21 protein-coding genes are annotated in these 24,085 nt (G+C 68.6%); 16 read left to right on the forward strand and 5 right to left on the reverse strand.

Features of this window, described 5'->3' with window-relative positions:
- Window positions 1–400: 400 nt before the first annotated feature.
- From ACZ63D_RS27745 to ACZ63D_RS27800, 12 genes are all read left to right on the forward strand, one after another.
- On the forward strand, window positions 401–1,516 hold the full coding sequence (locus tag ACZ63D_RS27745) for a vWA domain-containing protein (RefSeq protein WP_465357284.1): 1,116 nt from the start codon (window positions 401–403) through the stop codon (window positions 1,514–1,516).
- Window positions 1,509–2,621 carry an XdhC family protein gene (locus ACZ63D_RS27750; RefSeq protein WP_465357285.1) on the forward strand — a complete coding sequence of 371 codons (1,113 nt, stop codon included), beginning with the start codon at window positions 1,509–1,511 and terminating at the stop codon, window positions 2,619–2,621. Before ACZ63D_RS27745 ends, ACZ63D_RS27750 begins: the two co-directional genes overlap by 8 nt.
- Window positions 2,622–3,447: 826 nt before the next feature.
- Window positions 3,448–3,972, forward strand: coding sequence for a (2Fe-2S)-binding protein (locus tag ACZ63D_RS27755; RefSeq protein ID WP_101435204.1), 525 nt, complete (start codon window positions 3,448–3,450; stop codon window positions 3,970–3,972).
- Entirely contained in the window at window positions 3,972–6,410 is a 2,439-nt protein-coding gene (locus tag ACZ63D_RS27760) for a xanthine dehydrogenase family protein molybdopterin-binding subunit (protein ID WP_465357286.1), read from the forward strand. The genes ACZ63D_RS27755 and ACZ63D_RS27760 overlap by 1 nt, the downstream gene beginning before the upstream one ends.
- Window positions 6,407–7,261 carry an FAD binding domain-containing protein gene (locus ACZ63D_RS27765; protein WP_465357287.1) on the forward strand — a complete coding sequence of 285 codons (855 nt, stop codon included), beginning with the start codon at window positions 6,407–6,409 and terminating at the stop codon, window positions 7,259–7,261. The genes ACZ63D_RS27760 and ACZ63D_RS27765 overlap by 4 nt, the downstream gene beginning before the upstream one ends.
- Window positions 7,262–7,473: 212 nt before the next feature.
- Window positions 7,474–8,205 (forward strand): SRPBCC family protein, encoded by a 732-nt coding sequence (locus tag ACZ63D_RS27770; protein ID WP_465357288.1) that lies wholly within the window; start codon window positions 7,474–7,476, stop codon window positions 8,203–8,205.
- A gap of 218 nt (window positions 8,206–8,423) precedes the next feature.
- Window positions 8,424–9,638: a GGDEF domain-containing protein gene (locus ACZ63D_RS27775; RefSeq protein WP_465357454.1), complete on the forward strand. Its 1,215-nt coding sequence runs from the start codon at window positions 8,424–8,426 to the stop codon at window positions 9,636–9,638.
- 38 nt (window positions 9,639–9,676) lie between these two features.
- Window positions 9,677–10,732: an NAD(P)-binding domain-containing protein gene (locus ACZ63D_RS27780; protein WP_465357289.1), complete on the forward strand. Its 1,056-nt coding sequence runs from the start codon at window positions 9,677–9,679 to the stop codon at window positions 10,730–10,732.
- A gap of 246 nt (window positions 10,733–10,978) precedes the next feature.
- Window positions 10,979–12,622 carry a discoidin domain-containing protein gene (locus tag ACZ63D_RS27785; RefSeq protein WP_465357290.1) on the forward strand — a complete coding sequence of 548 codons (1,644 nt, stop codon included), beginning with the start codon at window positions 10,979–10,981 and terminating at the stop codon, window positions 12,620–12,622.
- 9 nt (window positions 12,623–12,631) lie between these two features.
- The gene (locus ACZ63D_RS27790) at window positions 12,632–13,864 is read left to right on the forward strand and encodes an MFS transporter (RefSeq protein WP_465357291.1); all 1,233 of its coding nucleotides are present in this window, start codon (window positions 12,632–12,634) and stop codon (window positions 13,862–13,864) included.
- Window positions 13,861–14,805, forward strand: coding sequence for a TolB-like translocation protein (locus ACZ63D_RS27795; protein ID WP_465357292.1), 945 nt, complete (start codon window positions 13,861–13,863; stop codon window positions 14,803–14,805). The genes ACZ63D_RS27790 and ACZ63D_RS27795 overlap by 4 nt, the downstream gene beginning before the upstream one ends.
- Window positions 14,806–14,872: 67 nt before the next feature.
- The gene (locus ACZ63D_RS27800; protein ID WP_465357293.1) at window positions 14,873–15,691 is read left to right on the forward strand and encodes an alpha/beta fold hydrolase; all 819 of its coding nucleotides are present in this window, start codon (window positions 14,873–14,875) and stop codon (window positions 15,689–15,691) included.
- 1 nt (window position 15,692) lies between these two features.
- On the opposite strand, the gene ACZ63D_RS27805 is transcribed toward ACZ63D_RS27800, so the two are convergent.
- From ACZ63D_RS27805 to ACZ63D_RS27820, 4 genes are read right to left on the reverse strand one after another with little or no spacing between them, the layout of a single operon-like run.
- On the reverse strand, window positions 15,693–16,469 hold the full coding sequence (locus ACZ63D_RS27805) for an ATP-binding cassette domain-containing protein (RefSeq protein WP_465357294.1): 777 nt from the start codon (window positions 16,467–16,469) through the stop codon (window positions 15,693–15,695).
- Entirely contained in the window at window positions 16,466–17,494 is a 1,029-nt protein-coding gene (locus tag ACZ63D_RS27810; protein ID WP_465357295.1) for an ABC transporter permease, read from the reverse strand. Before ACZ63D_RS27810 ends, ACZ63D_RS27805 begins: the two co-directional genes overlap by 4 nt.
- Window positions 17,491–18,492, reverse strand: a complete 1,002-nt coding sequence (locus tag ACZ63D_RS27815) for a sugar ABC transporter substrate-binding protein (RefSeq protein WP_465357296.1) — start codon at window positions 18,490–18,492, stop codon at window positions 17,491–17,493. The genes ACZ63D_RS27810 and ACZ63D_RS27815 overlap by 4 nt, the downstream gene beginning before the upstream one ends.
- A 29-nt stretch (window positions 18,493–18,521) precedes the next feature.
- Window positions 18,522–19,388 (reverse strand): sugar phosphate isomerase/epimerase family protein, encoded by an 867-nt coding sequence (locus ACZ63D_RS27820; protein ID WP_465357297.1) that lies wholly within the window; start codon window positions 19,386–19,388, stop codon window positions 18,522–18,524.
- Window positions 19,389–19,497: 109 nt separating this feature from the next.
- Between ACZ63D_RS27820 and ACZ63D_RS27825 the strand changes: the two genes are divergently transcribed.
- Window positions 19,498–20,505: a LacI family DNA-binding transcriptional regulator gene (locus tag ACZ63D_RS27825; RefSeq protein ID WP_465357298.1), complete on the forward strand. Its 1,008-nt coding sequence runs from the start codon at window positions 19,498–19,500 to the stop codon at window positions 20,503–20,505.
- Window positions 20,502–21,527 carry a Gfo/Idh/MocA family protein gene (locus ACZ63D_RS27830; protein WP_465357299.1) on the forward strand — a complete coding sequence of 342 codons (1,026 nt, stop codon included), beginning with the start codon at window positions 20,502–20,504 and terminating at the stop codon, window positions 21,525–21,527. The genes ACZ63D_RS27825 and ACZ63D_RS27830 overlap by 4 nt, the downstream gene beginning before the upstream one ends.
- Window positions 21,528–22,138: 611 nt before the next feature.
- On the opposite strand, the gene ACZ63D_RS27835 is transcribed toward ACZ63D_RS27830, so the two are convergent.
- Complete coding sequence (locus ACZ63D_RS27835) at window positions 22,139–22,735, reverse strand: TetR/AcrR family transcriptional regulator (protein WP_465357300.1); 597 nt, start codon at window positions 22,733–22,735, stop codon at window positions 22,139–22,141.
- Between the two features lie 61 nt (window positions 22,736–22,796).
- Between ACZ63D_RS27835 and ACZ63D_RS27840 the strand changes: the two genes are divergently transcribed.
- Together ACZ63D_RS27840 and ACZ63D_RS27845 are read left to right on the forward strand one after the other, a co-directional pair.
- Window positions 22,797–23,456 (forward strand): SDR family NAD(P)-dependent oxidoreductase, encoded by a 660-nt coding sequence (locus tag ACZ63D_RS27840; RefSeq protein ID WP_465357301.1) that lies wholly within the window; start codon window positions 22,797–22,799, stop codon window positions 23,454–23,456.
- Window positions 23,457–23,509: 53 nt separating this feature from the next.
- The gene (locus tag ACZ63D_RS27845) at window positions 23,510–24,013 is read left to right on the forward strand and encodes a GNAT family N-acetyltransferase (protein WP_465357302.1); all 504 of its coding nucleotides are present in this window, start codon (window positions 23,510–23,512) and stop codon (window positions 24,011–24,013) included.
- The last annotated feature ends 72 nt before the right edge of the window (window positions 24,014–24,085 follow it).

Consider the following 24,085-nt stretch of genomic DNA (forward strand, 5'->3'; position numbering starts at 1 on the left):
ACGGTCGCGTGCTGGATGGCGCGGTGTGCGCAGAGGCGGTGTTCTCGCGCAGAGCGGCGAACTGGCGCGAAAATGGCGTGCGTCGGAACATCTGCGGGACCAACGCGGTTCACACTGAAATGGCGGTGCGGAGGAACGCTGGCGAGCTGGAGCAGCTCAAGCCGGAACTTCAGCGCGCCCAGGAATTCCCCTCCGGTGAAGCATTCCAGTCCGGCAGGGAACTTCCGCCCGGTCAAGAACCGCCACGCGTCAAGATCGCTGCCTACAGCCCGCAGCCAGCGGCTGACCACCCGCAACGCGCGAGCGCGGAACCGGCCACCGTCGGAGCGAGCGAAGGACGGCTCCGCAACGGATCGGTTGTCACGGCGCGGTTTCCGGCGTGGGGGTCACAATGGGGAGCATGACCACCGAAGTCGTTGACCCGCTTGCTGGCTATGCGGGGTTCGCGGCGGCATTGCGGGAGGCGGGCGTCGCCTGTGACGCGCGGCGGGTGCAGGCCTACCTGTCCGCAGTGACGAAGGTCGATGTCGCTCGGCCGACGCAGCTCTACTGGGTTGGGCGGTTGACCCTCTGCTCCGACCCCGACGACCTGCCCAGGTACGAGGAAGCCTTCGCGCGGTGGTTTGAGGGAGACGACAGTCCGAAGGCGACGTCGGGGACTCCGGTGCGGAAGCAAGCACGGATCGCTCCGCTCATCGCGGCTGCTGGCGCCGGGGACGGCGCTGAGGAATCGCACGATTCGCTGCGGGTCGCGGCCAGCGATCATGAGGTGCTCCGGCATCGGGATTTCGCGGAACTGACCAAAGCCGAGCGCGCGCACTTGCGGGAGTTGCTGGCGACACTGCGTCCAGTCCTGCCGCGGAGGCGGGCGGCTCGGCGGACGCCTGCGCATCGTGGTGCGCTTGATCCGGCAAGGACGTTGCGGGCGATGCTCGCGTCTGGAGGCGAGCCCGTTCGGCTGGCGCATCATCGACGGGGGACGCGGGCGCGGAAAGTCGTGTTGCTGATCGACGTCTCCGGCTCGATGAGTCCGTATGCCGACGCGTTGCTGCGGTTCGCGCACGTCGTCGCGCGGGCCGCGCCGATGTCGGTCGAGGTGTTTACGCTGGGTACGCGGATGACGCGTGTGTCTCGGCAGCTTCGGCAGCGCGATCCGGAGCAGGCCATGCTCGCCGCTGGCACTGCGGTGCCTGATTTCGCTGGTGGGACGCGCCTTGGCGAGACGCTCCGGGTGTTTCTGGACCGCTGGGGGCAGCGCGGGTTCGCACGACGCGCAGTAGTCACCGTGTTCTCCGACGGCTGGGAGCGCGGCGACGTCAGCCTGCTCGCCGAGCAGCTTGGCCGGCTGCGCCGCCTCGCGCACGCCGTATTCTGGGTGAATCCGCACGCAGGGCACGAGGGTTATGCTCCGGTCCAATCCGGCATCGTGGCCGCCCTGCCGCACATCGACCGGCTGCTGGCCGGGCACAGCCTGGCGACGTTGGAACGACTCCTCGGGGAGATTGCCGATGCGTGACGTACTGGACGACGTGTACCGCCGCTGGCAGGCGGGCGAAACGGTCGGGCTCGGCACGGTGGTGGCCACGTTTTCGTCGGCGCCGCGGGCACCGGGCGCGTCGATGATGGTCGCGCCGGACGGCACGGTCGTCGGGAGCGTGTCCGGCGGCTGCGTCGAAGGCGCGGTATATGAGCTGGCCAACGAGGTCGTGGCCGAGCGGAAGCCGGTGCTGCAGCGCTACGGCGTCAGCGACGACGACGCATTCGCGGTCGGGCTGACCTGCGGCGGGATCATCGACATCTACGTCGAGCCGGTGGACCGCGAATCGATGCCGGAGCTGGAGCGCGTCGTCGCGTCGGTGCGTGACGGCGAACCCGTCGCGGTGGTCACGATCGTGGAGCACGAGACATCCGGACTGGTCGGCGAGCACATGATCGTGTGGCCGGACCGGGTCGAGGGGTCCCTTGGCTCGTCCCGGATGGACGACGCCGTCGCGGACGACGCGCGCGGACTTCTCGCCGCCGGACGCACCGGGACGCTCCATTACGGACCGGACGGGCAGCGGCGCGGCGAGGGCATGGCTGTTTTTGTGAACTCCTTTGAACCGCCGCCGCGACTGCTTGTCTTCGGCGCCATTGATTTCGCCGCTGCGATGGCGCGGATGGGTGCTTATCTCGGGTATCAGGTGACGGTCTGCGACGCGCGGCCGGTGTTCGCGACCAGCAGCCGGTTCCCGGAAGCCCACGACGTGGTCGTCGACTGGCCGCACCGGTACCTGAAAGCGGAGGCTGACGCGGGGCGGATCGACGCCCGGACGGCGATCGCAGTTCTCACGCACGACCCGAAGTTCGACGTGCCGCTGCTGGAGGTCGCGCTGCGGCTCGACGTCGGGTACGTCGGCGCGATGGGGTCCCGCAAGACGCATGACGACCGGTTCGCGCGGCTCCGCGAAGCCGGGATCACCGAGGCCGAGCTGGAACGGCTGTCGTCGCCGATCGGGCTTGACCTCGGTGCGCGCACGCCGGAGGAGACGGCCGTGTCGATCGCGGCGGAGATCATCGCGCTGCGCTGGAGCGGGACCGGGCGGCGACTGGCGGCGTTGAGCGGGCGGATTCACAGCTGAGCTGGACGAGGTCGCGCTGTCCGGGCCGGGTGGCGGCGGCTGGCGGGGCTGGACTGGAAGTGCGGCTGAGTACTTCGGCGTCTGAGTGGGTGCGTGGGCTGGGTGCGGTGGCTTGGCGGAGTGCGACTGAGTTTCCGGCGGATCGGCGAGTGTTGCGCGGGACTGGGCGCGGCGCCTCGTAGGGCTGGGCGGAGTACGGCTGAGCACTCCGGCGGCTCGCGGGCGTTACGTGAGCTGGGCGCGACAGGTGCCACGCGGGCTGGCGGCTGAATGGGCGGAACTGGACTGGGGTGCTGCCAGGCCCGGTGCGCTGCGCATCCAAGCAACGTGCGGGAACTGGATGGACCCGGCTGGTGCAGCGAGGTCGCAGCTGGCGGGGATTGCGAGCGTCAGGCTGAACCATCCTGGCCGTTGCCTGGTAGCGATGCTGGAAGGCGCATCCCGGCGCGGCATTGACCGCCAAGAAGCGCAAGCGCCAGGCCGCCGGAACACCGCACCCCAGCAACCCGATCCGCCGGGAAAACCCCGTCCAGCAAAGAAACCCGGTGAACCCCCGACCCGAAACCCCCGCCCCTCGGGAAGACCCCCCCACCGCACCGGACGGCCGAAAAATCACCCGTCCGGCTTCACGCATCTGCGCCGGAAAACCGCCGCCAAACCCGCAACTGCGGAACCACGGCACCGACGTACGACATCAGGACTTGTCCGCGCGCGAAAGGCGTAGCACGCTCCCCTGTGAGGCCGATCACGATCGCGCCTTGGCCGTTCCCGAACCGGCCCGCCGCCTTCGCCGGGGCTGGCGGGCATTTGCACTTGGAGGCCTTTGATGCGCATCACCGTCACTGTCGACGGCACGAAATACACCGATGACGTCGAGCCGCGCACCCTGCTCGTCCATTATTTACGGGAACGCGTCGGGAAGGTGGGCACCGTCGTCGGGTGCGACACCAGCAACTGCGGCGCGTGCACCGTCCATCTCGACGGGCACAGCGTGAAATCCTGTTCCGTTCTCGCCGTGCAGGCCGACGGATGCGAGGTCACCACCATCGAGGGGCTGGCCCGCGACGGCCAGTTGCACCCGGTTCAGCAGGCGTTCCACGACAATCACGCGCTGCAGTGCGGGTTCTGCACGCCGGGCATGATCATGCAGTCCATCGACCTGCTGGCGGACAATCCGGATCCGGATGAGCAGGCCGTCCGCGAGGGGCTCGAGGGCAATCTTTGCCGCTGCACCGGGTACCAGAACATCGTCAAGGCGGTTCGCGACGCGGCGAAGCACATGAGTCCTGGTGCGGGGCCGGACGCCGAGAAGATCGATCAGCCCAACCACGTCGGCGTGGGTGGTGAATGATGACTGCCACGATCGAGCCTGAGGTAGGAAAGTCCCGCCGCCGCAAGGAAGACGAGCGGTTGATCACCGGGCGCACCCGGTGGACCGACAACATCGCGTTGCCCGGGATGCTGCATCTCGCGGTGCTGCGGAGTCCGCTGGCGCACGCGAAGATCGTTTCGATCGACACGTCCGCGGCGAAGGAAGCCGCTGGGGTCGTTGCCGTTTACACCGCCGCTGACCTCGATCCCGAGGGGGCGATCGGCATGCCGTGCGCGTGGCCGATCACGCCGGACATGGCGGCGCCGCGGCGTCCGGTGCTGGCGGCGGATCGGGTGAATTTCGCGGGCGAGGGCGTGGCCGTCGTGGTCGCGCGGTCGGCGGCCGAGGCGCATGACGCGCTTGAGGCGATCGAGGTCGAGTACGACGAGCTGCCGCCGGTGCTCGACCTGGAAGCCGCGCTCGCCGAAGACGCGCCGCTCGTGCACGAGGAACTGGGCAGCAACAAGAACGCGTTCTGGGTGTTCGAGTCGGCCGAGGCCGGCACCGGCGGGAATGTCGAGGAAGCACTGTCCTCTTCGGAGATCGTGCTGAAACGCCGCTTCCGCCAGCAGCGCCTGGTGCCCGCCTTCATGGAGCCGCGCGCGTGCGTGGTCGACCCGACCGGCGCGCAGCTGACCATGTGGTCGGCCACCCAGGTGCCGCACATCCTGCGGGTGATGTCCGCGCTGACGCTCGGCATCCCGGAGCACAAACTGCGCGTGATCGCCCCGGACGTCGGCGGCGGGTTCGGCGGCAAGATCGGCGTGCTGCCCGAGGAAATGATGACCGTGCTCGTCGCGAACAAGCTCGGCAAACCGGTGAAGTGGAACGAAACCCGGTCCGAGACGATGCTCGCCGCGCACCACGGCCGCGACCAGATCCAGGACATCACCATCTCGGCGAAGGCCGACGGAACGGTCACCGGGCTCAAGGTCGAACTGCTCGCCAACCTCGGCGCGTACAACGGCCTGGTCGGGCCGGGCGTGCCGATCCTCGGCGCGTTCATGTTCAACGCGATCTACAAGATCCCGGCCTACCACTTCGCCTGCACCAACGTGTTCACCACGACCACGCTCACCGACGCCTACCGCGGCGCCGGGCGTCCGGAAGCGACGTTCGCGATCGAGCGGATCATGGACGAACTGGCCGACGAGCTGGGCATGGATCCGCTGCAACTGCGCGAAAAGAACTGGATCAAGCACGAGGAATTCCCGTTCACCACGGTCTGCGGGCTCACCTACGATTCCGGAAACTACGAGGCTGCGACCGAGAAGGCGAAGGAGCTTTTCGGCTACGACGCGCTGCGGCGCGAGCAGAAGGAACGCCGAGAGGCGAACGATCCGGTTCAGCTCGGCATCGGGGTTTCGACGTTCACCGAGATGTGCGGGCTGGCGCCGTCGCGGGTGCTGGGTTCGCTCGATTACGGGGCCGGCGGCTGGGAATACGCGTCGCTGCGGATGTTGCCGACCGGCAAGGTCGAGGTCACCACGGGTGCGTCGGCGCACGGCCAGGGGCACGAAACGGCGTGGAGCCAGATCGTGGCCGACCAGCTGGGGGTGGCTTTCGAGGACGTCGAGGTGCTGCACGGCGACACGCAGTCGTCGCACAAGGGCCTCGACACTTACGGCTCGCGTTCGCTGGTCGTCGGCGGGATCGCGATCGTCAAGGCAGCGGAGAAGGTGGTCGCGAAGGCCAAACCGATCGCCGCGCATCTGCTGGAGTGCTCGGAAGACGATCTCGAGTTCTCCGGCGGCAAATTCACCGTGAAGGGCACGGATTCGTCGACGACGATCCAGGACGTCGCACTCGCCGTGTTCGCCGCGCACAACCTGCCCGACGGCGTCGAACCGTCGCTCGATTCCGACGCCACCTTCGACCCGGAGAACTTCTCCTTCCCGCACGGCACTCACCTGTGCGCGGCCGAAGTGGACACGGAAACGGGCCGGGTGAAACTGCGTTCGTACGTGTGCGTGGACGACGTCGGCAAGGTGGTCAATCCGCTGATCGTGGAGGGCCAGGTGCACGGCGGGCTCGCCCAGGGCATCGCGCAGGCGTTGTTCGAGGAGGCCGTGCACGACGAGAGCGGCACGCTCACCACCGGCACGTTCGCCGACTATCTGCTGCCCTCGGCGGCCGACCTGCCGTCGTTCACCACCGACCGCACGGAAACGCCGTCGACCACGAACCCGTTGGGAGCCAAGGGAGTCGGCGAGGCGGGCACGATCGCCTCGACGCCCGCGGTGGTCAACGCGGTGGTCGACGCGGTGCGCCAGTTCGGGGTGAACGACATCGAAATGCCGCTCACGCCGATGCGCGTGTGGAACGCGGTGCGGAACGGCACTACTGATGCCGGTGGTCCCGGCGGCGAGGCCGGCGGCGGTCTCGGTTCGATCGACGCCTCCGGAGGTGCCCAGTGATCCCGGCTCCGTTCGACTACGTCGCTCCGTCCACAGTGGACGAAGCCGTGCAGGCGCTCGCCGCAGCGGGCGAGGACGCCAAGGTGCTGGCGGGCGGGCAAAGCCTGCTGCCGGTGCTGCGGATGCGGCTGGCCGCGCCGACCACGCTGGTCGATCTCGGGAAAATCGCCGAACTGCGCGGAGTGCGCGAGGACGGCGACGCGCTCGTGGTCGGTGCGATGACGACGCATTACGAGGTCCAGCGCGACCCGTTGATCGCCGAGCACGCCGCGTTGGTGAAGGAAGCGACCGACACCGTCGCGGATCCGCAGGTGCGCCACCGCGGCACGTTCGGCGGCGCGATCGCGCACGCGGACCCGGCGGGCGACCTGCTGGCTCCGGTTCTCGCGCTCGACGGCGAGCTGGTTCTGGCCGGTCCGAACGGCCGGCGCACGGTGCCCGCGGCGGAGTTCTTCCAGGACTACTTCACCACCGCGCTGGCTCCGGACGAACTGCTCGTCGAGGTGCGGCTGCCCAAGCACACCGGCTGGCGGGCGCATTACGAGAAGTTCAACCGGGTCGCCCAGGCCTGGTCGATGTGCGCGGTGGCGGCCGCCGTGCGCACCGAGGGCGGCGTGATCGAGGAAGCCAGGGTGGCGCTTACGAACATGGGCGCGACACCGGTCCGGGCGACGGGCGTGGAGCAGGCGCTGCTCGGCGCGCGGGCCGACGCGGAGACGATCCGGGCGGCCGCCGCGCACGCGGCCGAGGGCACCAATCCGGTCGCGGACGGCAATTCCGACGTCGAGTACCGCCAGCATCTCGCGCGGGTGCTGACCGGGCGTGCCGTCGCGGCGGCGGTGGGCGCCTGAACCGCGTCGCCCGGCTGATTGTCCGTGAGGGGAACCCCGAGGGAATCAGGGTTCCCCTCACGGACTGCGGGCGCGGTCAGGTGCGTCAGAGTGCCCGGGGTGAGGCAACCGTGGGGGACCCCCAAGGAGTCCTTCCCGGACCGCTCCCCGCGAGACGGCCGTAAGGTGGACGGCAACGGCTCGAAGAAGTGTGCAGGAGAGGAGGTCGGCCCGTGCGGCTCGACCACGAATTCACCGTCCCCGCCCCGATCGGGGAGGTCTGGCAGGCCGTCATCGACCCGGAGCGGGTCGCCCCGTGCATGCCGGGTGCCTCGCTCACCAAGGTGGAGGGGGACACCTTCGCGGGCACGGTGAAGGTCAAGCTGGGGCCGATTTCGCTGCTGTACAAGGGAACCGGCGAGTTCCTGGAGAAGGACGAGGCGGCGCGCAAGGTCGTGATCAAGGCGTCGGGCAAGGACGCCCGCGGCGGCGGCACCGCGGCCGCGACGGTCACCCTGACGCTCACCGAACGCGACGGCGGCACGCACGGCGCGGTCGCCACCGATCTGGCGATCACCGGGCGTCCGGCGCAGTTCGGGCGCGGCCTGATCTCCGAGGTGGGCGGCAAGATCCTCGACACCTTCGCGGGGAACCTCGCGGCGTCGCTGGGGACCCCGGCCGACGAGGCTTCGGCGGAGAAGGCCGAAGAGAAGCCCGAAGCGAAGTCCGAGGACAAGGCCGAAGAGAAGCCCGCCGAAAAGCCCGCTGCCGACGAGAAGCCGGTCGCCGACGAGAAACCGCGGCTGCGGAGCGTGCCCGCCGGGGGTTCGACCGGCGAGACCGAGGCGATCGACCTGCTCGACTACGCCGGTCAGTCCGTCGCGAAACGGCTCGCTCCGGTGGCCGCGGGCGCGGTCGTGCTGCTGATCGTGCTGGCCATAGTGCGGAAACTGCGCGGCCGCTGACGGGTCCGGGGCTTGCCCGCGCTCTACCCAGGGCGTGCCCGGCGGGCAGTTCGCGGGTGAGTTTTCGCTCGGTTCGGCTAGCACCGGAGTGGACCCGCTACCCTGGGCTACTTCCGTAGGCCGAATTTCGCGTGGGGGCGCCCGTGAGGCAGGCACCTGTCCCCATCGGGGTGCGCGACGCGGTGACGGCCTGGCGAGGTTGGCCGCCGCGCTGGGCGATGTGGGCGGTCGCGCGACGGCGGTGGATCGGCTACGCGATGGGGTGCGAGGCGCTCGCCGCGGTGGCCACGGTGACCGGTCTCGCGACCGGGTTCGGCGGGCCGGTGCAGTTCAGTTCGTTCGGCGTGCTCGTCGGGCTGGGCATCGCGCAGGCCGAGATGTCGCGGCGGATCGAACGGCTGCGGCGATGGATGAGCGGCCAGACGCACATCAACGTCACGTCTGTCTGGTATCTCGCGGGTGCCTTCCTGCTTCCGCCAGCATGGGTCGCGTTGCTGGCATTGGTGCTGTACCTGCATCTGTGGCTGCGAGTGTGGCGACACGTGCGTACGCGGCCCGCGCATCGCTTCGCGGCGAGTACCGCGTGGGCGATGCTGTCGTGCTTCATGGCGTCTGGGGTGCTGGCTGTCAGCGGTCTGGATCAGGAGCGGCTCGACACCGCGTACGGCGTCCTCGCGCTCGTACTGGCGGCAGTCGCGTTTGAGCTGGTGAACGTCCTGCTCGTGGCGACAGGCATCTACCTGTACACGAACAGTCGCTCGCTCGCGGACCTCATCGGCACCTGGGAGGACAACGCCTTCGAGTTGGCGACGCTCTGCCTCGGCGGGCTCGCCGCGCTGGCGTTTGTCCACCAACCAGTGCTGGTGGTGTTCGTGCTTCCGCCATTGCTGTTGCTGCACCGCTATCTCCTGCTGAAACAGCAGTTGCAGGTAGCGGTCGTGACCGACGAAAAAACCGGCCTGCTCAACACCGCGGGCTGGCACGAGCTGGCCACGCGCGAATTCACCCGGGCCCGGCGGCGGGGCACCGGCAGCGGGTTCGCCGTGCTGATGATCGATCTCGACCACTTCAAGCGCATCAACGACACGTACGGCCATCTCACCGGCGACGAGGTGCTGGCCGCCGTGGCCGTCGCGATCGAGTCTTCGGTGCGGCAAAGCGACACCGTCGGCCGGTTCGGCGGCGAGGAATTCGTGGTCCTGCTGCCCGCGACCGGCGGCACGGACGTGCTCGGGATCGCCGAACGCGTGCGGATCGCGGTGGGGGAGCTGACCGTCTCGGTGGGAGGTCCGTTGCGGATCAGCGGACTGTCGGTGTCCGTCGGCGTGGCGTGTTATCCCCAGGCGGGCAACACACTCGACGAGGTGCTGCGATCGGCCGACGCCGCGCTGTACCGGGCGAAGGACGGCGGGCGCAACCGGGTCGCGGTCTGAGCCGGAAATACCGGGCGCGAGCAATTGTTGAACGTTGTATGAGCACTGCGGATCACGAGACCGACGTCGTGGTGATCGGGGCCGGGCAGGCCGGCTTGTCGGCGGCGTATCACCTGCGCCGGTCCGGATTCGCCAACGACCGCGGGTTCGTCGTGCTCGACCACGGCAAACGCGCGGGCGGGGCGTGGCAGTACCGGTGGCCGTCGCTGGTGGTCGGCAAGGTGCACGGGATTCACGACCTGCCGGGCATGGCGTTCGGGACCCCCGACGCGACGCGGCCGGCGAGCGAGGCCGTGTCGGAGTACTTCGCGCGCTTCGAGAAGACCTACGACTTGCCGGTGCACCGTCCGGTCGACGTGACCGCAGTGCGGCGCGCGGGGGAGCGGCTGCTGGTCGAATCTCCGGCGGAGACCTGGGCGGCGCGTGCGGTGATCAGCGCGACCGGGACGTGGGACCGGCCGTTCTGGCCGCGTTATCCCGGGACTTTCGCCGGAAAGCAGCTGCACACAGCGGATTACCGCGGTGCTGAGGAATTCCGCGGCCAGCGCGTGGTGGTCGTGGGCGGCGGGACGTCGGCGGTACAGCTGCTGATGGAGATCGGTCCGGTCGCCTGGTCGACAGTGTGGGTGACGCGGCGTCCGCCGGTGTGGCGGGAGGAGTCGTTCAACGAGGACTGGGGCCGTCAGGCGGTCGCGAAGGTGGAGCAGCGGGTGCGGGCCGGACTGCCACCGGAGAGCGTGGTCAGCGTGACGGACCTGGCGGTGACGCCGGAGGTGCTCGCCGCGCGCGCGGCCGGGTATCTGGACCGGCGGCCGATGTTCTCGCGGCTGGTTCCCGACGGTGTCGTCTGGGAGGACGGGAGTTTCGAGCCCGCGGACCTGATTCTGTGGGCGACCGGGTTCCGTGCGTCGATCGACCATCTGGCTCCGTTGCATCTGCGGACGTCGGGCGGCGGAATCCGGATGGACGGGACTCGCGTGGTGGCGGAACCGCGACTGCATCTGGTCGGGTACGGGCCTTCGGCGAGCACGGTAGGGGCGAATCGGGCCGGACGCGCCGCGGTGCAGGAAGTCCGCCGGTTGCTGCAACGCTGAAGTCCGTGAGGGTGGCCTTCACGGAATCAGATTCCCTCAGGGTTCCCCTCACGGACCTTCCGCGGCGGCAAGCGGGGCGTTCCGCTGATCGGGCGCTCTTGATCGTTTCACGTCCGTTCCGGGCTTGTCGGGGCACACCGGGGCCGCTACTCTGCCGTTTTAGTTAGGAAACTTTCCTAACGCAACGAGACGCCGCAGAACCGTAACGCCGCCGCCCTGTTCCCGTCCGGCCCGAAGGAGTGCGACGTGTCCTCGTCCCGTGTCCGAAGTCTCGCCCGGTTCGCCTTGCCGGCGGCCGCGGTGGTGCTGCTGCCCGCCGCGGTCTCGCCCGCGCGCGACGCCAGTGCCGCTGCCGCCGATGTGCTGCTGTCCGAAGGGAAACCCGTCAGCACGTCCACGCTCGAGACGTCCGCGTTGAGCGGCGAGAAAGCCGTAGACGGGAATCTCAAGACCCGCTGGGCCAGCGCGGTCAGCGCCGACGCCCAGTGGCTGCGCGTCGATCTCGGGCAGGCGGCCACGATCCACCGGGTGAAGCTGAACTGGGAAGCGGCCTACGCCAAGAAGTACCGCATCGAGGTCTCCGACGACGGCGAGAACTTCAAGTCGATCGCGACGATCACCAACGGCGACGGCGGTACCGACGACCTCACCGGGTTGTCCGGGCACGGCCGGTTCCTGCGCTTCGTCGGCACCGAGCGCGCCACGAAGTACGGCTACTCGCTGTGGGAGCTGCAGGCGTATGGCACGCCGGACTCCTCCGGTGACACGCAGGCGCCCACCACTCCCGCGAACCTCGCCGCGGGCGAGATCGGCTCCAACAGCGTCGGGCTGACCTGGGCCGCGTCGACGGACAACGTCGGCGTCGCCGGGTACGAGGTGCTGCGGGACGGCAAGTCCGTCGCCACCAGCACGACCACGTCGTACACCGACAACGGCCTCTCGCCGGACACCGACTACACCTACACCGTCCGGGCGAAGGACGCCGCCGGGAACACCTCGCCGGTCAGCGGCGCGGTCAAGGTGCACACGAAGCCGGGGACCGCGGGCAACACCTTCGTCCTCGCCGCGGCCGGCGACATCGCCGAGCAGTGCACCGCGAGCAGCTCCAGCTGCATGCACCCGAAGACCGCGAAGCTCGTCCAGAGCATGAACCCCGCCGCGGTGATCACCATGGGCGACAACCAGTACGACTCCGAGAACACCGGTCTGTCGCTGCAGAACTTCAAGGACTACTACGACAAGACCTGGGGCAAGTTCAAGAGCATCACGCACCCGGTCCCCGGCAACCACGAGACCTACGACGACAACAAGCCCTTCGAGGCCTACGAGCAGTACTTCGGCAAGATCGCCACGCCGAACGGGAAGCGGTACTACAGCTGGGAAATGGGCAACTGGCACTTCATCGCCCTCGACTCCAACGGCTTCGTCGACGACAACGACGGCGGCGAGCTCAAGGACACCGAGCAGATGAACTGGATCAAGCAGGACCTGGCGAAGAACACCAAGGGCTGCGTCGCGGCGTACTACCACCACCCGCGGTGGAGCTCCGGCGATCACGGCGACCAGCGCGGTTCCAAGCAGCTGTGGGACCTGTTCGCGCAGAACAAGGTCGACCTGATCCTCAACGGCCACGATCACCACTACGAGCGGTTCGTCCCGCAGGACGCGAACGGCAAGGCGGACCCGTCCGGCCCGGTCGAGATCGTCGGCGGCATGGGCGGCGCGAACCCGTACCCGGTCCACTCCGCGCACCCGACCACGGCGAAGCTGCTCAAGGACACCTTCGGCGTGCTCAAGCTGACGATGACCGACAACACCTTCTCCGAGCAGCTGATCGGTCTCGACGGCAAGGTCCAGGACAGCAGCCCGACCTACACCTGCCACAACTAGGGGCCGGTCATGTACATCGCGACCAGCCGTAGTTCGGACGTCGCGGCGGGCACGGACCGGAAGGCCGGCCTGCGCCGGGTGTCGGCGAACGTCGTCGCACTCGGCGCGGTCAGCCTCGTCACCGACATCTCCTCGGAGATGGTGACCGCGGTGCTCCCGCTGTATCTGGTGCTCGGCCTCGGGCTGAACCCGCTGCAGTTCGGCCTGCTCGACGGGCTCTACGCGGGAGCCACCGCCGTGGTCCGCGTGCTCGGCGGGCACCTGGCCGACAGATGGCGGCGGCTCAAGGCTGTCGCCGGGTTCGGCTACGGCTTGTCCGCGGTGTGCAAGCTCGGTCTGGTCGCGGCCGGTTCGTCGGTCGCGGCGATCGGCGTGGTGCTCGCCGCCGACCGGACCGGCAAGGGGCTGCGCACAGCCCCGCGCGACGCGTTGATCTCGCTTTCCAGCGAGCCCGACACGCTCGGCCGGTCGTTCGGCGTGCACCGCGCGATGGACACCGTCGGCGCGTTCCTCGGCCCGCTCGTCGCGATGGCGGTGCTCGCGCTGAGCCTCGGCAGCTACACGTCGGTGTTCTTCACCAGTTTTTGCATCGCGGCGATCGCGGTGCTGCTGCTCGTGTTGTTCGTCCGCGACCGGCCCGCCGCGGTCGACCGGGCCGCGGTGTCCGTGCGGGCGGCGTTCGGATTGTTGCGCGAACGGGGTTTCCGCCGCGTGGCGGTCTGGGCGGCGCTGCTCGGGTTCGTGACCCTCGGCGACTCCTTTGTCTACCTCGTGCTCCAGCGGCGCTGGGACGTCGCGGCGACGTTCTTCCCGTTGCTGCCGCTCGGCACCGCCGGGGTGTATCTGGTGCTCGCGGTTCCGCTGGGCAAGCTGGCCGACCGGATCGGGCGCTGGCCGGTGTTCCTCGGCGGGCACGTCGCGCTGGTCGCCGCGCTGATCGCGTTGTGCGGGCCGGTGTCGGGATTCTGGCTCGCGGCTCTCGCATTGGGGCTGCACGGCGTGTTCTACGCGGCCACCGACGGGGTGCTGATGGCTGCCGCCGGACCGTTGGTACCGGCTGATCTCCGGGCGACTGGCCTCGCGGTGGTCCAAACCGGACAGGCGGCCGCTCGAATGCTTTCGTCTGTCCTTTTCGGACTCGCCTGGACGCTGTGGGATCTCCAGCCCGCCGTTCTCGTGGCGGCCGGAGCGCTCGCTGTCGTGGCGCTCGGCGCCGCTTTCGCAAGGCCGGTGCGCAAATGAAAAAAGTCCTTCTCGCTGTGGTCGGAACCGTGGTGCTCGCCGCCGCAGCAGTGGTCTACACGGTTGCCGCGCGGCCTAGCCCGGCCGAACCTGGCAAGGTCGAACATCTTTCGCTCGCGCCCGGGCAACTGTTCTTTCGCAGCACTAAAACGGGCAACGTCGGGGTAGTCCCGCTGTCGAATCCTGGTGCTGAGCCGAAGTTCAGCGAAGTGAAGTGCGACCGGTTCGCTGTGTCCGCGTCGACCGGAATGTGTCTCGCGGTGCGCCCTGGCACGTTGCCCGCGGTCAGCGATTTCAGTGTCCTCGACCGGAATTTCACCACCGTGCACAAGGATTATCTGCCGGGGACGCCGAGCCGGGCGCGGGTTTCACCGGACGGCAAACGGGTGTACTGGACGGTGTTCGTCACCGGGGATTCCTATGCGGCCACCGGATTCTCGACCCGCGCCGGGGTTTACCAGCTGGACAACGGCGAGCTGGAGAAGACGATCGAGGAACTGCCCGTCCTGGTCGACGGGAAGCGGTACTTCTCCTCCGACGTCAACTACTGGGGCATCACGTTCGCCAAGGACGGCAAGCGGTTCTACTCGACCCTGGGCACCAAGGGCAAGACGTATCTGATCGAGGGCGACTACGACACCTACCGCGGCAAAGCGCTGCGGGAGAACGTGGAATGCCCGTCGCTGTCGCCGGACGAAACGCGGATCGCGTTCAAGAAGAAGGTCGGCGAGGGCGTCTGGCGGCTGTCCGTGCTCGACCTCAAGACGATGCGGGAGACCGCGCTCGCCGAGACCCGCAGCGTCGACGACCAGGCGTTGTGGCAGGACGACCACACGATTCTGTACGGCCTGGACAACGCCGTGTGGTCGGTGCCCGCGGACGGGTCCGGGGCTCCGCGCAAGCTGGTCTCCGACGCGGCGTCCCCGGCTGTCACCAGCTGATTCGACATCTCTTTACGTCGTATAGTACCGTCGTGCCGGACGACACTTTACGACGTAAAGAGATGAGATGGCTGAAACGACTCTGCACGACGGAACGCGGATCGAGACGCAGGTGCGCGGGGACGGGCCGGTGCTGCTGCTCCCGGTCGACCCCCGGCCCGCCGAGGGACCGGAGGCCGAGGCGGCGCGGCAGTGGGGTGCCGATCCGGAGCTGGGCCGTTCGCTGGTCGAGGGATTCGCCGGATTCCGGGTGGTGGCCTTCGACTACCAGGGGCACCGGATGGCGCATCCGGCCGACCTGACGCCGGACGTGGTCGCGGCCGACTTCCTGGCCGTGGCGGACGCGGCCGGAGCGGAGCGGTTCTCGTATTACGGGTACTCGTGGCTGGCGCTGTCCGGGTTGCAGCTCGCGGTGCGGACCGACCGGCTGGACGCGTTGGTGATGGGCGGGTATCCGCCGGTGGACGGGCCGTACACGGCGATGCTCGCGGTGACCAGGGCGACGCACGAGATGGCGCTCGCTGGCCCGTCTGCCGAAACCAAAGCTGAACCGGGGGACTGGGATTCGGTGGACGTCACGTTGTCCACCGGGCAGACGAAGCAGTTCGTGACGTTGTACGAAGCGTTGCAAGACTTCGACGACCGGGCGGTTGAGCTGTCGTGCCCGCGATTGTGCTTCGCGGGGTCGGAGGATCGGATCGCATACGGCGAGCGGTGGGGCGGGGTGACCGTCGACATCGCCGGTCCGTTGCTGCGCGAGCGTGCAGAACTGGAGGCACGCGGGTGGACCGTCGAGGTGCTCGACGGCCTGGACCACATGAGCGCGATGCAGGCCGCCGCGGTGCTGCCGGTGGTGCGGCCGTGGCTGGAGAAAGCGGTCTCGTGAGCTATTCGACGTGCCGCAGCTCGTGTTCCAGTGCTTCCAGCTCCGCGCCGCCGGCCATCTGCCGGGTCAGCTCCGGCAGCTCGATCTCCGGCTTCTCGTAGCACCCGAGCGGTGCGCCGCGTTTGAGCAGCAGGAAGCGGTCGGCCACCGGATACGCGTGATGCGGGTTGTGCGTGATCAGGACGACGCCCAGGCCCCGGTCGCGGGCCTGGGCCACGTACTTCAACACGACCCCTGCCTGCTTCACGCCCAGCGCGGCGGTGGGCTCGTCCAGGATCAGCACCTTCGCGCCGAAGTGGATGGCCCGCGCGATGGCGACGCACTGCCGTTCGCCGCCGGAGAGCGTGCCGACTGGCTGTTCGACATCGCGCAGATCGATGCCGAGGTCGGCGAGGGCCTTCTTCGTCAGCTCCCGGCCTTTGCGCCGGTCCAGGGCGCGGAACGGGCCGAACCCGACGGTCGGCTCGGAGCCGAGGAAGAAGTTGCGCCACACGCTCATCAGCGGCACCACCGCGAGATCCTGGTACACCGTGGCGATTCCGCGGTCCAATGCCTCCCGGGGCGAACCGAACCGCACCGGCGCGCCTTCGACGAGGAACTCGCCTTCGTCGTGCTGGTGCACTCCGGCGAGGATCTTGATCAAAGTGGACTTTCCCGCGCCGTTGTCGCCCAGCACGCAGGTGACCTCACCGGCATTGACCACTGTGGACACTTCGCGCAGCGCGACTACGGTGCCGTAACGCTTGCCGACGTTCTTGACTTCGAGGAGAGCGTTCATCGCCGGACCCTTTCCGCACGCCGCCGCAGAGCGTTGTTGACCAGGACCGCCGCCAGCAGCATGATCCCGAGGAACAGCATGAACCAGTCGTTGTCCCAGCCGGCGAACACGATGCCCTGCCGCGCCATGCCGAAGATCAGCGCGCCGATCGCCGCGCCGACGGCGGAGCCGAACCCGCCGGTCAGCAGGCAGCCGCCGATCACCGCGGCGATGATGTACTGGAATTCCAGCCCGATGCCCTGATTCGCCTGGACGCTCGCGAACCGCAGGATGTTGATCGAGCCGACCAGCCATCCGGCCAGTGCGGTGCCCATGAACAGCAGGATTTTCGTGCGCACCACCGGAACGCCGACCGCGCGGGCGCTGCTCGCCGAACCGCCGACCGCGAAGATCCAGTTGCCGAACCGCGTCCGCACGAGCAGCCACGCGGCCACCGCGATCGCGCCGAGCCACCAGACGATGGAGATCTGGAACGGAGTGCCGCCGATGTCCACTGTGGAAGCGAAGACGAACCCAGCCGAGGCGTAGCCGTCGGTCGAGCGCATGCCGGAGACCTGCACGGTGCCGGTGACCAGCCTCGTCACGCCGAGGTTCAAGCCCTGCAGGGCAAGGAAAGTGCCGAGGGTGACAATGAAACTTGGCAGTCCGGTCTTCATCACCAGCCAGCCGTTGAACGCGCCGACTGTCAGGGCGAAAACCAGCGAGACCAACAGGGCGAGCCAGACGTTCCAGCCCGCTTGGGTGGCGAGGATCGCGGTGACCAGCGAGGTGGACGCGGTCATCACGCCTGCCGACAGGTCGAACTCGCCGCCGACCATGAGCAGTGACACCGCGACCGCCATGATGCCCAGCGTCGCCGCGTCGTCCAGCCAGGTCGCGGCTCCGCTGGCGCTGAAGAATTTGTCGGTGGCGAAGGTGAAGAACAAGAAGACCACGACCGCGCCGAGCAGCGCGCCGATCTCCGGGCGCACCACCAGCCGGTCGGTGAGCCGCGGCTTCGCCAGCCGTTCGTCGAGGGTCGTCATCGGGTGCCCCTTTGCACGTACTGGCCGACCTTGTCCACGGTGGATTTGTCGACCAGGTCGGGACCGGTGAGCACCGGTTTGCCGCCGCCGACGACGTTCGCGTTGTCCCGGTACAGCTTCAAGAACTGCACTGGGAGATAGCCCTGTTCGTACTGCTGCTGGTCGACCGCGAACAGCACGTCCCCGGCGTTGATCGCGGCCACCACGTCGGAATTGAGGTCGAACGTGGCGACCTGGGCCTTCGCGTTCACCGACTTGATCGCGCTCACCGCACGGGCGGCGACCTGCGAGTTCAGCGTCAGCACCGCGTCGATCGACGGATCGGTCTGCACCGCGCCGCGGATGCGCGATTCGGCGTCGGTGGGGTTGGAGATGTCCACCTGCAGCGTTTGCACGGTGCCGGAGAATCCGGTCTTCGCGCCGTCGCAGCGCTGCGCCTGCCCGACGTTCCCGGCCTCGTGGATCACGCACAACAGCTTGTGCTTGCCGAGGTCTTTGAACTTCTTCCCAGCTTCCTGGCCTGCGATCGACTCGTTCTGCCCGACGTGCGTGAGCGCCCCGTACGCCGCGCTTTTGTCCTCGCCGGAGTTGATGGTGATCACCGGGATCCCGGCACGCACCGCGGCCTCGATGGACGGGCGCAGCGCCTCCGGGTTCGCCATCGATACCACCAGGCCGCCAGTTTGCTGAGCGACTGCGTTGTCGATCAGCTTCGCCTGTGCGCCCGGATCACCGTCCGAGGTGTATTCCACTTGTACGCCAAGGTCTTTGCCCGCTTGTTCGGCTCCGTTCTTCACCACGTTCCAGAACGCGTCGCCCGCGGTGCCGTGCGTGATCACCGAAACCTTCAACGGCCCGGACGGCGTCGGCGCGGCAGCGGGCGCGGTCGTTTTCGGTTCGGCGGCCGGACCGGTGCACGCCGCCAGCAGCAAGCCCGCGGCCAGCAGGCCCGCCACCGCGCGGCCGGAGCGTCGTGCGCGCTCCCAGCGATGGGACATCGTTGTCTCTCCTCGCTTGTTTTCCAACGTCAGCCGGTGATGGTGCGCAGATACGAAAGGCTGGTCGCGACGTCCTGGCCGGGACGCTCCACCGGGCTGTCGACGCTCAGCGCGGTGTCCTGTTCCAGGACGTACCAGCCGTCGTAGCCCGCTTCGGCGACGGAGCGGACCATGGCTTCGATGTCCACGTCGCCCTCGCCGAGCGGCACGTAGAGACCCCTGCCGACAGCTTCGGTGTAGGGCAGTTCGCCGGTCCGGACGGCTTCGGCCAGCTCGCCGCGGACGTCCTTGAGGTGCAGATGCCCGATCCGCCGCGGGTGTCGCCGGGCGAGCGCGACCGGGTCGGTGCCGCCGATCAGGAGGTGGCCGGTGTCCAGGCAGAGCTGGAGATCCGAGTCGGCGAGAAAGCGTTCGACCTCGGCCTCGGTCTCCACGTGCGTGCCGACGTGCGGGTGCAGGACTGTTTTCAGCCCGTGCTTCGCCGCTGTGTCCCGGATCTTGCTCGCCGTGCTGACCAAAGTGGACCATTCGGCGTCGGTCAGAGTGGGCCGTTCGTCGTAACCTTCGAGACCGGTCGCGGCGGCGAGGATGAGCGTTTCGCCGCCGCACTTCGCGAAGAGCGCGGCCGAGTCTTCCGCTTCGGCGACGGCCGCTTCCGGATTTTCGTGCAGTGGCAGGGCGAGGAAGCCGCCGACGAGTTCGAGCTGGTACTTCGCCAGGAGCGCTTTCAACTCGGCCGGTTCGCGCGGCAGATAGCCCGGCGGGCCCAATTCCGTTGCGGTGACGCCTAGTTCGGCCATTTCGCCGAGTACTGCCGGGGCGTCGAGCACGCGGCCCCAGCCGGGCACCTCGCAGACTCCCCACGAGATCGGGGCGGCGGCGATTTTCGCAGTCATGGATCCCTCTCCGGTCGGGGGACAGCGCGAGCTTGGCCTTGATTAGAGCGCTCTAAGCTTGTAGCGTCCGACCCGTCGCGTCAAGCGCTTCTCCGGGGAGGTTTTTCGCATGGGGAAGCCCACCATGGAGGACGTCGCCGCGCGAGCCGGGGTCTCCCGGGCGCTGGTTTCGCTCGTGATGCGCAACGCGCCGAACGTCTCGGCGCAGCGGCGCGCGGCAGTGCTCGAAGCGGCCGAGGAACTGGGCTATTCGCCGCACGTGATGGCGCGGTCGCTGGCGAGCCGGACCTCGACGGTGCTCGGCGTGATGGTGAACGACCTGCGCAACGCCTTCTTCGCCGATGTGGTGGAAGGCTTGGACGCGGCGGCCCAAGCCGCCGGGTTCGATCTGATCCTCAACACCGGCGGCCGGATGCCTTCGCGCGAGGGCGCGGCGTTGCGGAGTCTTTTGTCGTTCCGTCCGGCCGGAGTCGTGCTGTTGTCGCCGGTGGTCCCGGCCGCCGCGATCGAAGCCGCGGCACGGCAATGTCCGGTGGTGCTGGTGTCGCGTACTTCCCGGCTGTCCACAGTGGATACCGTGAATGACGACGGCGAGGCGGGCGCGGCACTGGCAGTCGAACACCTGGTGCAGCTGGGTCATCGGCGGATCGCGCACCTCGACGGCGGGGGAGCGGCTGGTGCGGCTGCGCGGCGCCGAGGTTTTCAGCAGGCGATGCGAGCACACGGGCTGGAGCCGATCGTGATACGCAGCGAGCACACCGACACCGCGGGCGAGAAAGCGGTGCGGGAGTTGCTGTCCTCGTATTCTCCGGCTCCGACCGCACTGCTCGCGGGCAACGACTTCAACGCGGTCGGCGCGATCTCGGCACTGGAGGAACACGGGTTGCGGGTGCCGGAGGACGTCTCGGTGGTTGGCTACGACAACACGTCCTTAGCTTCTCTGCGGCACATCTCACTGACCACAGTGGACCAGCCGCGCGCGGAAATGGCGCGGCTGGCTTTCGATGCGTTGTTGGAACGCGTACGCGGTGAACGCACTGAACCGGTACGGCATCTGCTTCATCCGTCCTTGGTCGTGCGGGAGACCACGGGACCGAACTGGGAGGCACAGCGATGAGGTTGGGACTGGCGGGAGCCGGACGGATCGGCGCCGCGCACGCGGAAACGCTCGCGGGCTTCGACGAGGTGTCTTCGGTGGTCATCGCGGACGCGGATCCCGCGCGAGCACAGGCGGCCGGGGCTCAGCTCGGTGTCGAATCGGCGGCGGACCTCGACGCCCTGTTCCGGGCCGAACTCGACGGTTTGGTCATCGCGGCGGCCACGGACGCGCACCCGGAGCTGATCATCCGGGCAGTCGACGCGCGAGTGCCGGTGTTCTGCGAGAAGCCGGTAGCCGCGGACATCCCCGGCACGCTCGCGGTGATCGACCGGATCGCGGATTCGGACGTCCCGGTGCAGATCGGTTTCCAGCGCCGGTTCGACGCGGGCTACCAGGCCGCGCGAGCCGCCGTGGAGAGTGGAGAACTGGGCTGGCTGCACAGCGTCCGGGCGACCACTTTGGACCCGGCCCCGCCGCCGGCGGCCTATGTCGCGCATTCCGGCGGCCTGTTCCGGGACTGCGGCGTGCATGATTTCGACATCCTCCGGTGGGTGACTGGCCGGGAGGTCGAGGAAGTCTTCGCCGTGGGCCGCAACAAGGGCGAGCAGTTCTTCACCGACGCCGGAGACGTAGACACGGCGGCGGTGGTGATGACCCTCGACGACGGAACCCTCGCGACAGTCTCGCTGACGCGCTATAACGGCGCGGGCTACGACGTGCGCTTCGAAGCCCTCGGCTCGGCCGGGAATGTGGTGGTGGGCTTGGACGACCAGGTGCCGCTGCGGTCGGTGGAGCCAGGTGTGCCGCCGTTGCCGGGCCCGGCGTATCCCGGCTTCATGGAACGATTCCGGACGGCTTATGCCGCTGAGCTGCGGGCGTTCCTGGACGTGGCCGCCGGACGGATCCCGTCGCCCGCGGGGGCGGCGGACGCGTTGGAGGCGTTCTACATCGCGGAGGCGTGCGAAGTCTCGCGGCGGGCGAACCGCCCGGTGCGGGTCGCCGAGGTGCGGCGGCAGGTCAGGATTTCGGGAAGTAGGTGACCACCTCGGCCAGGGTGTCGAGTTCTTCCGCGTCGAACCGGCCGGTCGCGGTGTCTGCTTCGCCGATGACCATTGTCCGCCCGACGGGTCTCGGGTGATAGTGGTGGCCGGTGAAGTGGAAGCCAGCGCGGCGTTGCCGTGGCCGACCGCTTGCAACGCCATGGCGAGCGAGGTGCACGGAGTACAAAAAAGCACTCCCGTACTTCGCCGGTGGAATTGAGTAGGCACTTCAGCTCACGCTTTACCGCGCGGTTCAGCTCTTTGAGCTTGAACCGGTTCAATGCTTTGGCGAGTTAGCCTCGCAGGGCCGATTTCCGGCCTTCCGCTTTCCTGATCGGGGGAGAGCGGCTGGGCAGCGAATCGACGACGTCCCCGCGAGGTTTCCGGGCAGTGCCTCCGCAACTGTGCCCGCGCCTCCCTTGACCGCGGCGCCGCCGCCGAACGCGATGACCCCACCTGTGGCGACTCCGGCTGCGATGACGATTCCGCCGCCTTGCCCGTCCGCCGTCGTTGGGAATGCGGTGCCTGCGCTCGACGTCCAACTCCGAGGAAGGCGCGGAACGAAACGGAACCTGGCAAGTTCACCTGAATGTCGGAATCCGCCGGCGAACTCACATTCGCGGACGAAGAAGCTTCTCCACCAACGTATCCACCAAATCCTCCGGCACCGCGACCCCGGTCAGTGCACAGTAGACAATCGGCCCCAGCAAAGCGTCCATCGTGGCCTCTGGATCCAGCACGGGAGAAACCTCGCCCGCCTCCGTCGCTCGCGTCAGCATTTCCCGTTCGGCGATCTGCCGCGGTTCCAGATACCGCTCGTGGAACCGAGCCGCCGTCCCTACGTCGTGCTGGGCCTCCGCCAGGAGAGTGAGGAGACATTTCCCCGCTGGGTCGTCGGCGAGGAAATCCGCGAAAGCGCGCAGGTAAGCGCGGATTCCCTTGGCTGTCGGGAGTTCGGTGGGCACCGGCAGGCGTTTGTCGCTGTCCTCGATCAGCGTGTCCAGCAGGATTTCGACCTTGGACGGCCACCAGCGGTAGATCGTCTGCTTGGCGACGCCGGCCCGGCGCGCGATCGCTTCGACGGTCAGTGCGCTAAAGCCGTGTTCGACCAGCAGATCGTCGGCGGCGTGGAGCACGGCCAGCCGCGCGGCCTCGTCGCGCCGGTTGCCGGAGCGTGCCCTGCGGGGCTGGGAATTCACTGCGGGCATGCCGGATACCTTACCGTGCTACTGTCTAGACGTGACGTTGCGTCTAGACAAAGGAGCGGCCATGGCGGTACGCCGGGCAGTGGTGGTCGGGGCTTCGCGCGGACTCGGATTGGTGCTGGTCACCGAACTGGACCGGCGGGGATGGGAGGTCATCGCGACCACCCGCGACGGAGCACCGCCGCGAGAAGGGATGCGGACCGAGCAGCTGGAGATGACTGACGACGCACAGATCGCCGCGTTGTGCGACAGAGTCGACGGCTCGCTCGATCTGCTTTTCGTGAACGCGGCGATCGACCGCGGAAATCTGCCGATCAGCGAAGTGCCGACCGAGATGTTCACCGAAGTGATGATCACGAATGCGCTGAGCCCGTTGAGAGTCCTCGAAGGACTGCACGATCTGGTCGCGCCGGGCGGCACGGTCGCGGTGATGTCGTCGGAGCAGGGCAGCGTCTCGATGAACGTCGAACCGGGATACGAGCTGTACAAGGCGAGCAAGGCCGCGCTCAACCAGCTCATGCGCAGCTACGCCACCCGCCACGAGGGCGACGGGCGGACCAAGCTGCTCATCGACCCCGGTCACAACCGCACGCGGCTCGGCGGGCCGGACGCGCCGTTGCTGCCGGAGGAGAGCGTTCCCGCGGTCGTTGACGTGCTCGAAGCGCAGGCAGGCGAGCCGGGGCTGCAGTTCCTCGACCGCTTCGGCAAGCCGGTTCCCTGGTAACGACTGGGCCGATCGGGTAGCGCCCGGCGGCTTCGCGTGCCAAGCTGCGGGGCGTGCCTGGATCCGGAGAATCCGAGATCGTGCTGATCCCGCTCGACGAGCAGGGGCTTGAGCGGCTGCTGGAAGCCGCGGTGGCCGACGCCGAACCGACCGAGGTCATGCCGCCGGTGGAAGGTCCCGCCGGATGGACCGAAGAACGCCGCGAAGCGTTTCTCGCGTTTCACCGCCGACGATCCCTGAACCCGGACACGGCCATCGAGACGACGTGGGTCGTGGAGGTCGACGGCCGGGTCTGCGGGGCGGCCCGGTTGCGTCCGGTGTCCGGGCGGTCCGCGCTGGAGGTCGAGGCCGGGGTGTGGCTCGGCCGTTCGGCGCGCGGACGCGGGATCGGCCGCAAGGTGACCGCGGTGCTGCTGGACGCGGCCCGCGACGGCGGCGCGGCGAAGTTCGTCGCGACGACCACAGTGGACAACGCGGCGGCCCGGCGGCTGCTGAGCGGAACCGGCGCGGAACTGGACGTGCGCGGCACGGAGATCGACGCGCACCTGGACTTCTGACCGGCCGCGGGGGGGGGGGGGGGGGGGGGGGGGGGGGGGGGGGTGGTGGGGTGGGGGGGGGGGGGGGGCGTG

The sequence above is a fragment of the Amycolatopsis sp. NPDC104775 genome (genome assembly GCF_055583325.1).

Excerpts from the sequence above, each read along its gene's own strand:
- ACZ63D_RS27745 (WP_465357284.1), top strand. The coding sequence starts at position 401 with ATGACCACCGAAGTCGTTGACCCGCTTGCTGGCTATGCGGGGTTCGCG.
- ACZ63D_RS27750 (WP_465357285.1), top strand. The coding sequence starts at position 1,509 with ATGCGTGACGTACTGGACGACGTGTACCGCCGCTGGCAGGCGGGCGAA.
- ACZ63D_RS27755 (WP_101435204.1), top strand. The coding sequence starts at position 3,448 with ATGCGCATCACCGTCACTGTCGACGGCACGAAATACACCGATGACGTC.
- ACZ63D_RS27760 (WP_465357286.1), top strand. The coding sequence starts at position 3,972 with ATGACTGCCACGATCGAGCCTGAGGTAGGAAAGTCCCGCCGCCGCAAG.
- ACZ63D_RS27775 (WP_465357454.1), top strand. The coding sequence starts at position 8,424 with ATGTGGGCGGTCGCGCGACGGCGGTGGATCGGCTACGCGATGGGGTGC.
- ACZ63D_RS27780 (WP_465357289.1), top strand. The coding sequence starts at position 9,677 with ATGAGCACTGCGGATCACGAGACCGACGTCGTGGTGATCGGGGCCGGG.
- ACZ63D_RS27790 (WP_465357291.1), top strand. The coding sequence starts at position 12,632 with ATGTACATCGCGACCAGCCGTAGTTCGGACGTCGCGGCGGGCACGGAC.
- ACZ63D_RS27795 (WP_465357292.1), top strand. The coding sequence starts at position 13,861 with ATGAAAAAAGTCCTTCTCGCTGTGGTCGGAACCGTGGTGCTCGCCGCC.
- ACZ63D_RS27800 (WP_465357293.1), top strand. The coding sequence starts at position 14,873 with ATGGCTGAAACGACTCTGCACGACGGAACGCGGATCGAGACGCAGGTG.
- ACZ63D_RS27805 (WP_465357294.1), bottom strand. The coding sequence starts at position 16,469 with ATGAACGCTCTCCTCGAAGTCAAGAACGTCGGCAAGCGTTACGGCACC.
- ACZ63D_RS27810 (WP_465357295.1), bottom strand. The coding sequence starts at position 17,494 with ATGACGACCCTCGACGAACGGCTGGCGAAGCCGCGGCTCACCGACCGG.
- ACZ63D_RS27815 (WP_465357296.1), bottom strand. The coding sequence starts at position 18,492 with ATGTCCCATCGCTGGGAGCGCGCACGACGCTCCGGCCGCGCGGTGGCG.
- ACZ63D_RS27820 (WP_465357297.1), bottom strand. The coding sequence starts at position 19,388 with ATGACTGCGAAAATCGCCGCCGCCCCGATCTCGTGGGGAGTCTGCGAG.
- ACZ63D_RS27825 (WP_465357298.1), top strand. The coding sequence starts at position 19,498 with ATGGGGAAGCCCACCATGGAGGACGTCGCCGCGCGAGCCGGGGTCTCC.
- ACZ63D_RS27830 (WP_465357299.1), top strand. The coding sequence starts at position 20,502 with ATGAGGTTGGGACTGGCGGGAGCCGGACGGATCGGCGCCGCGCACGCG.
- ACZ63D_RS27835 (WP_465357300.1), bottom strand. The coding sequence starts at position 22,735 with ATGCCCGCAGTGAATTCCCAGCCCCGCAGGGCACGCTCCGGCAACCGG.
- ACZ63D_RS27840 (WP_465357301.1), top strand. The coding sequence starts at position 22,797 with ATGGCGGTACGCCGGGCAGTGGTGGTCGGGGCTTCGCGCGGACTCGGA.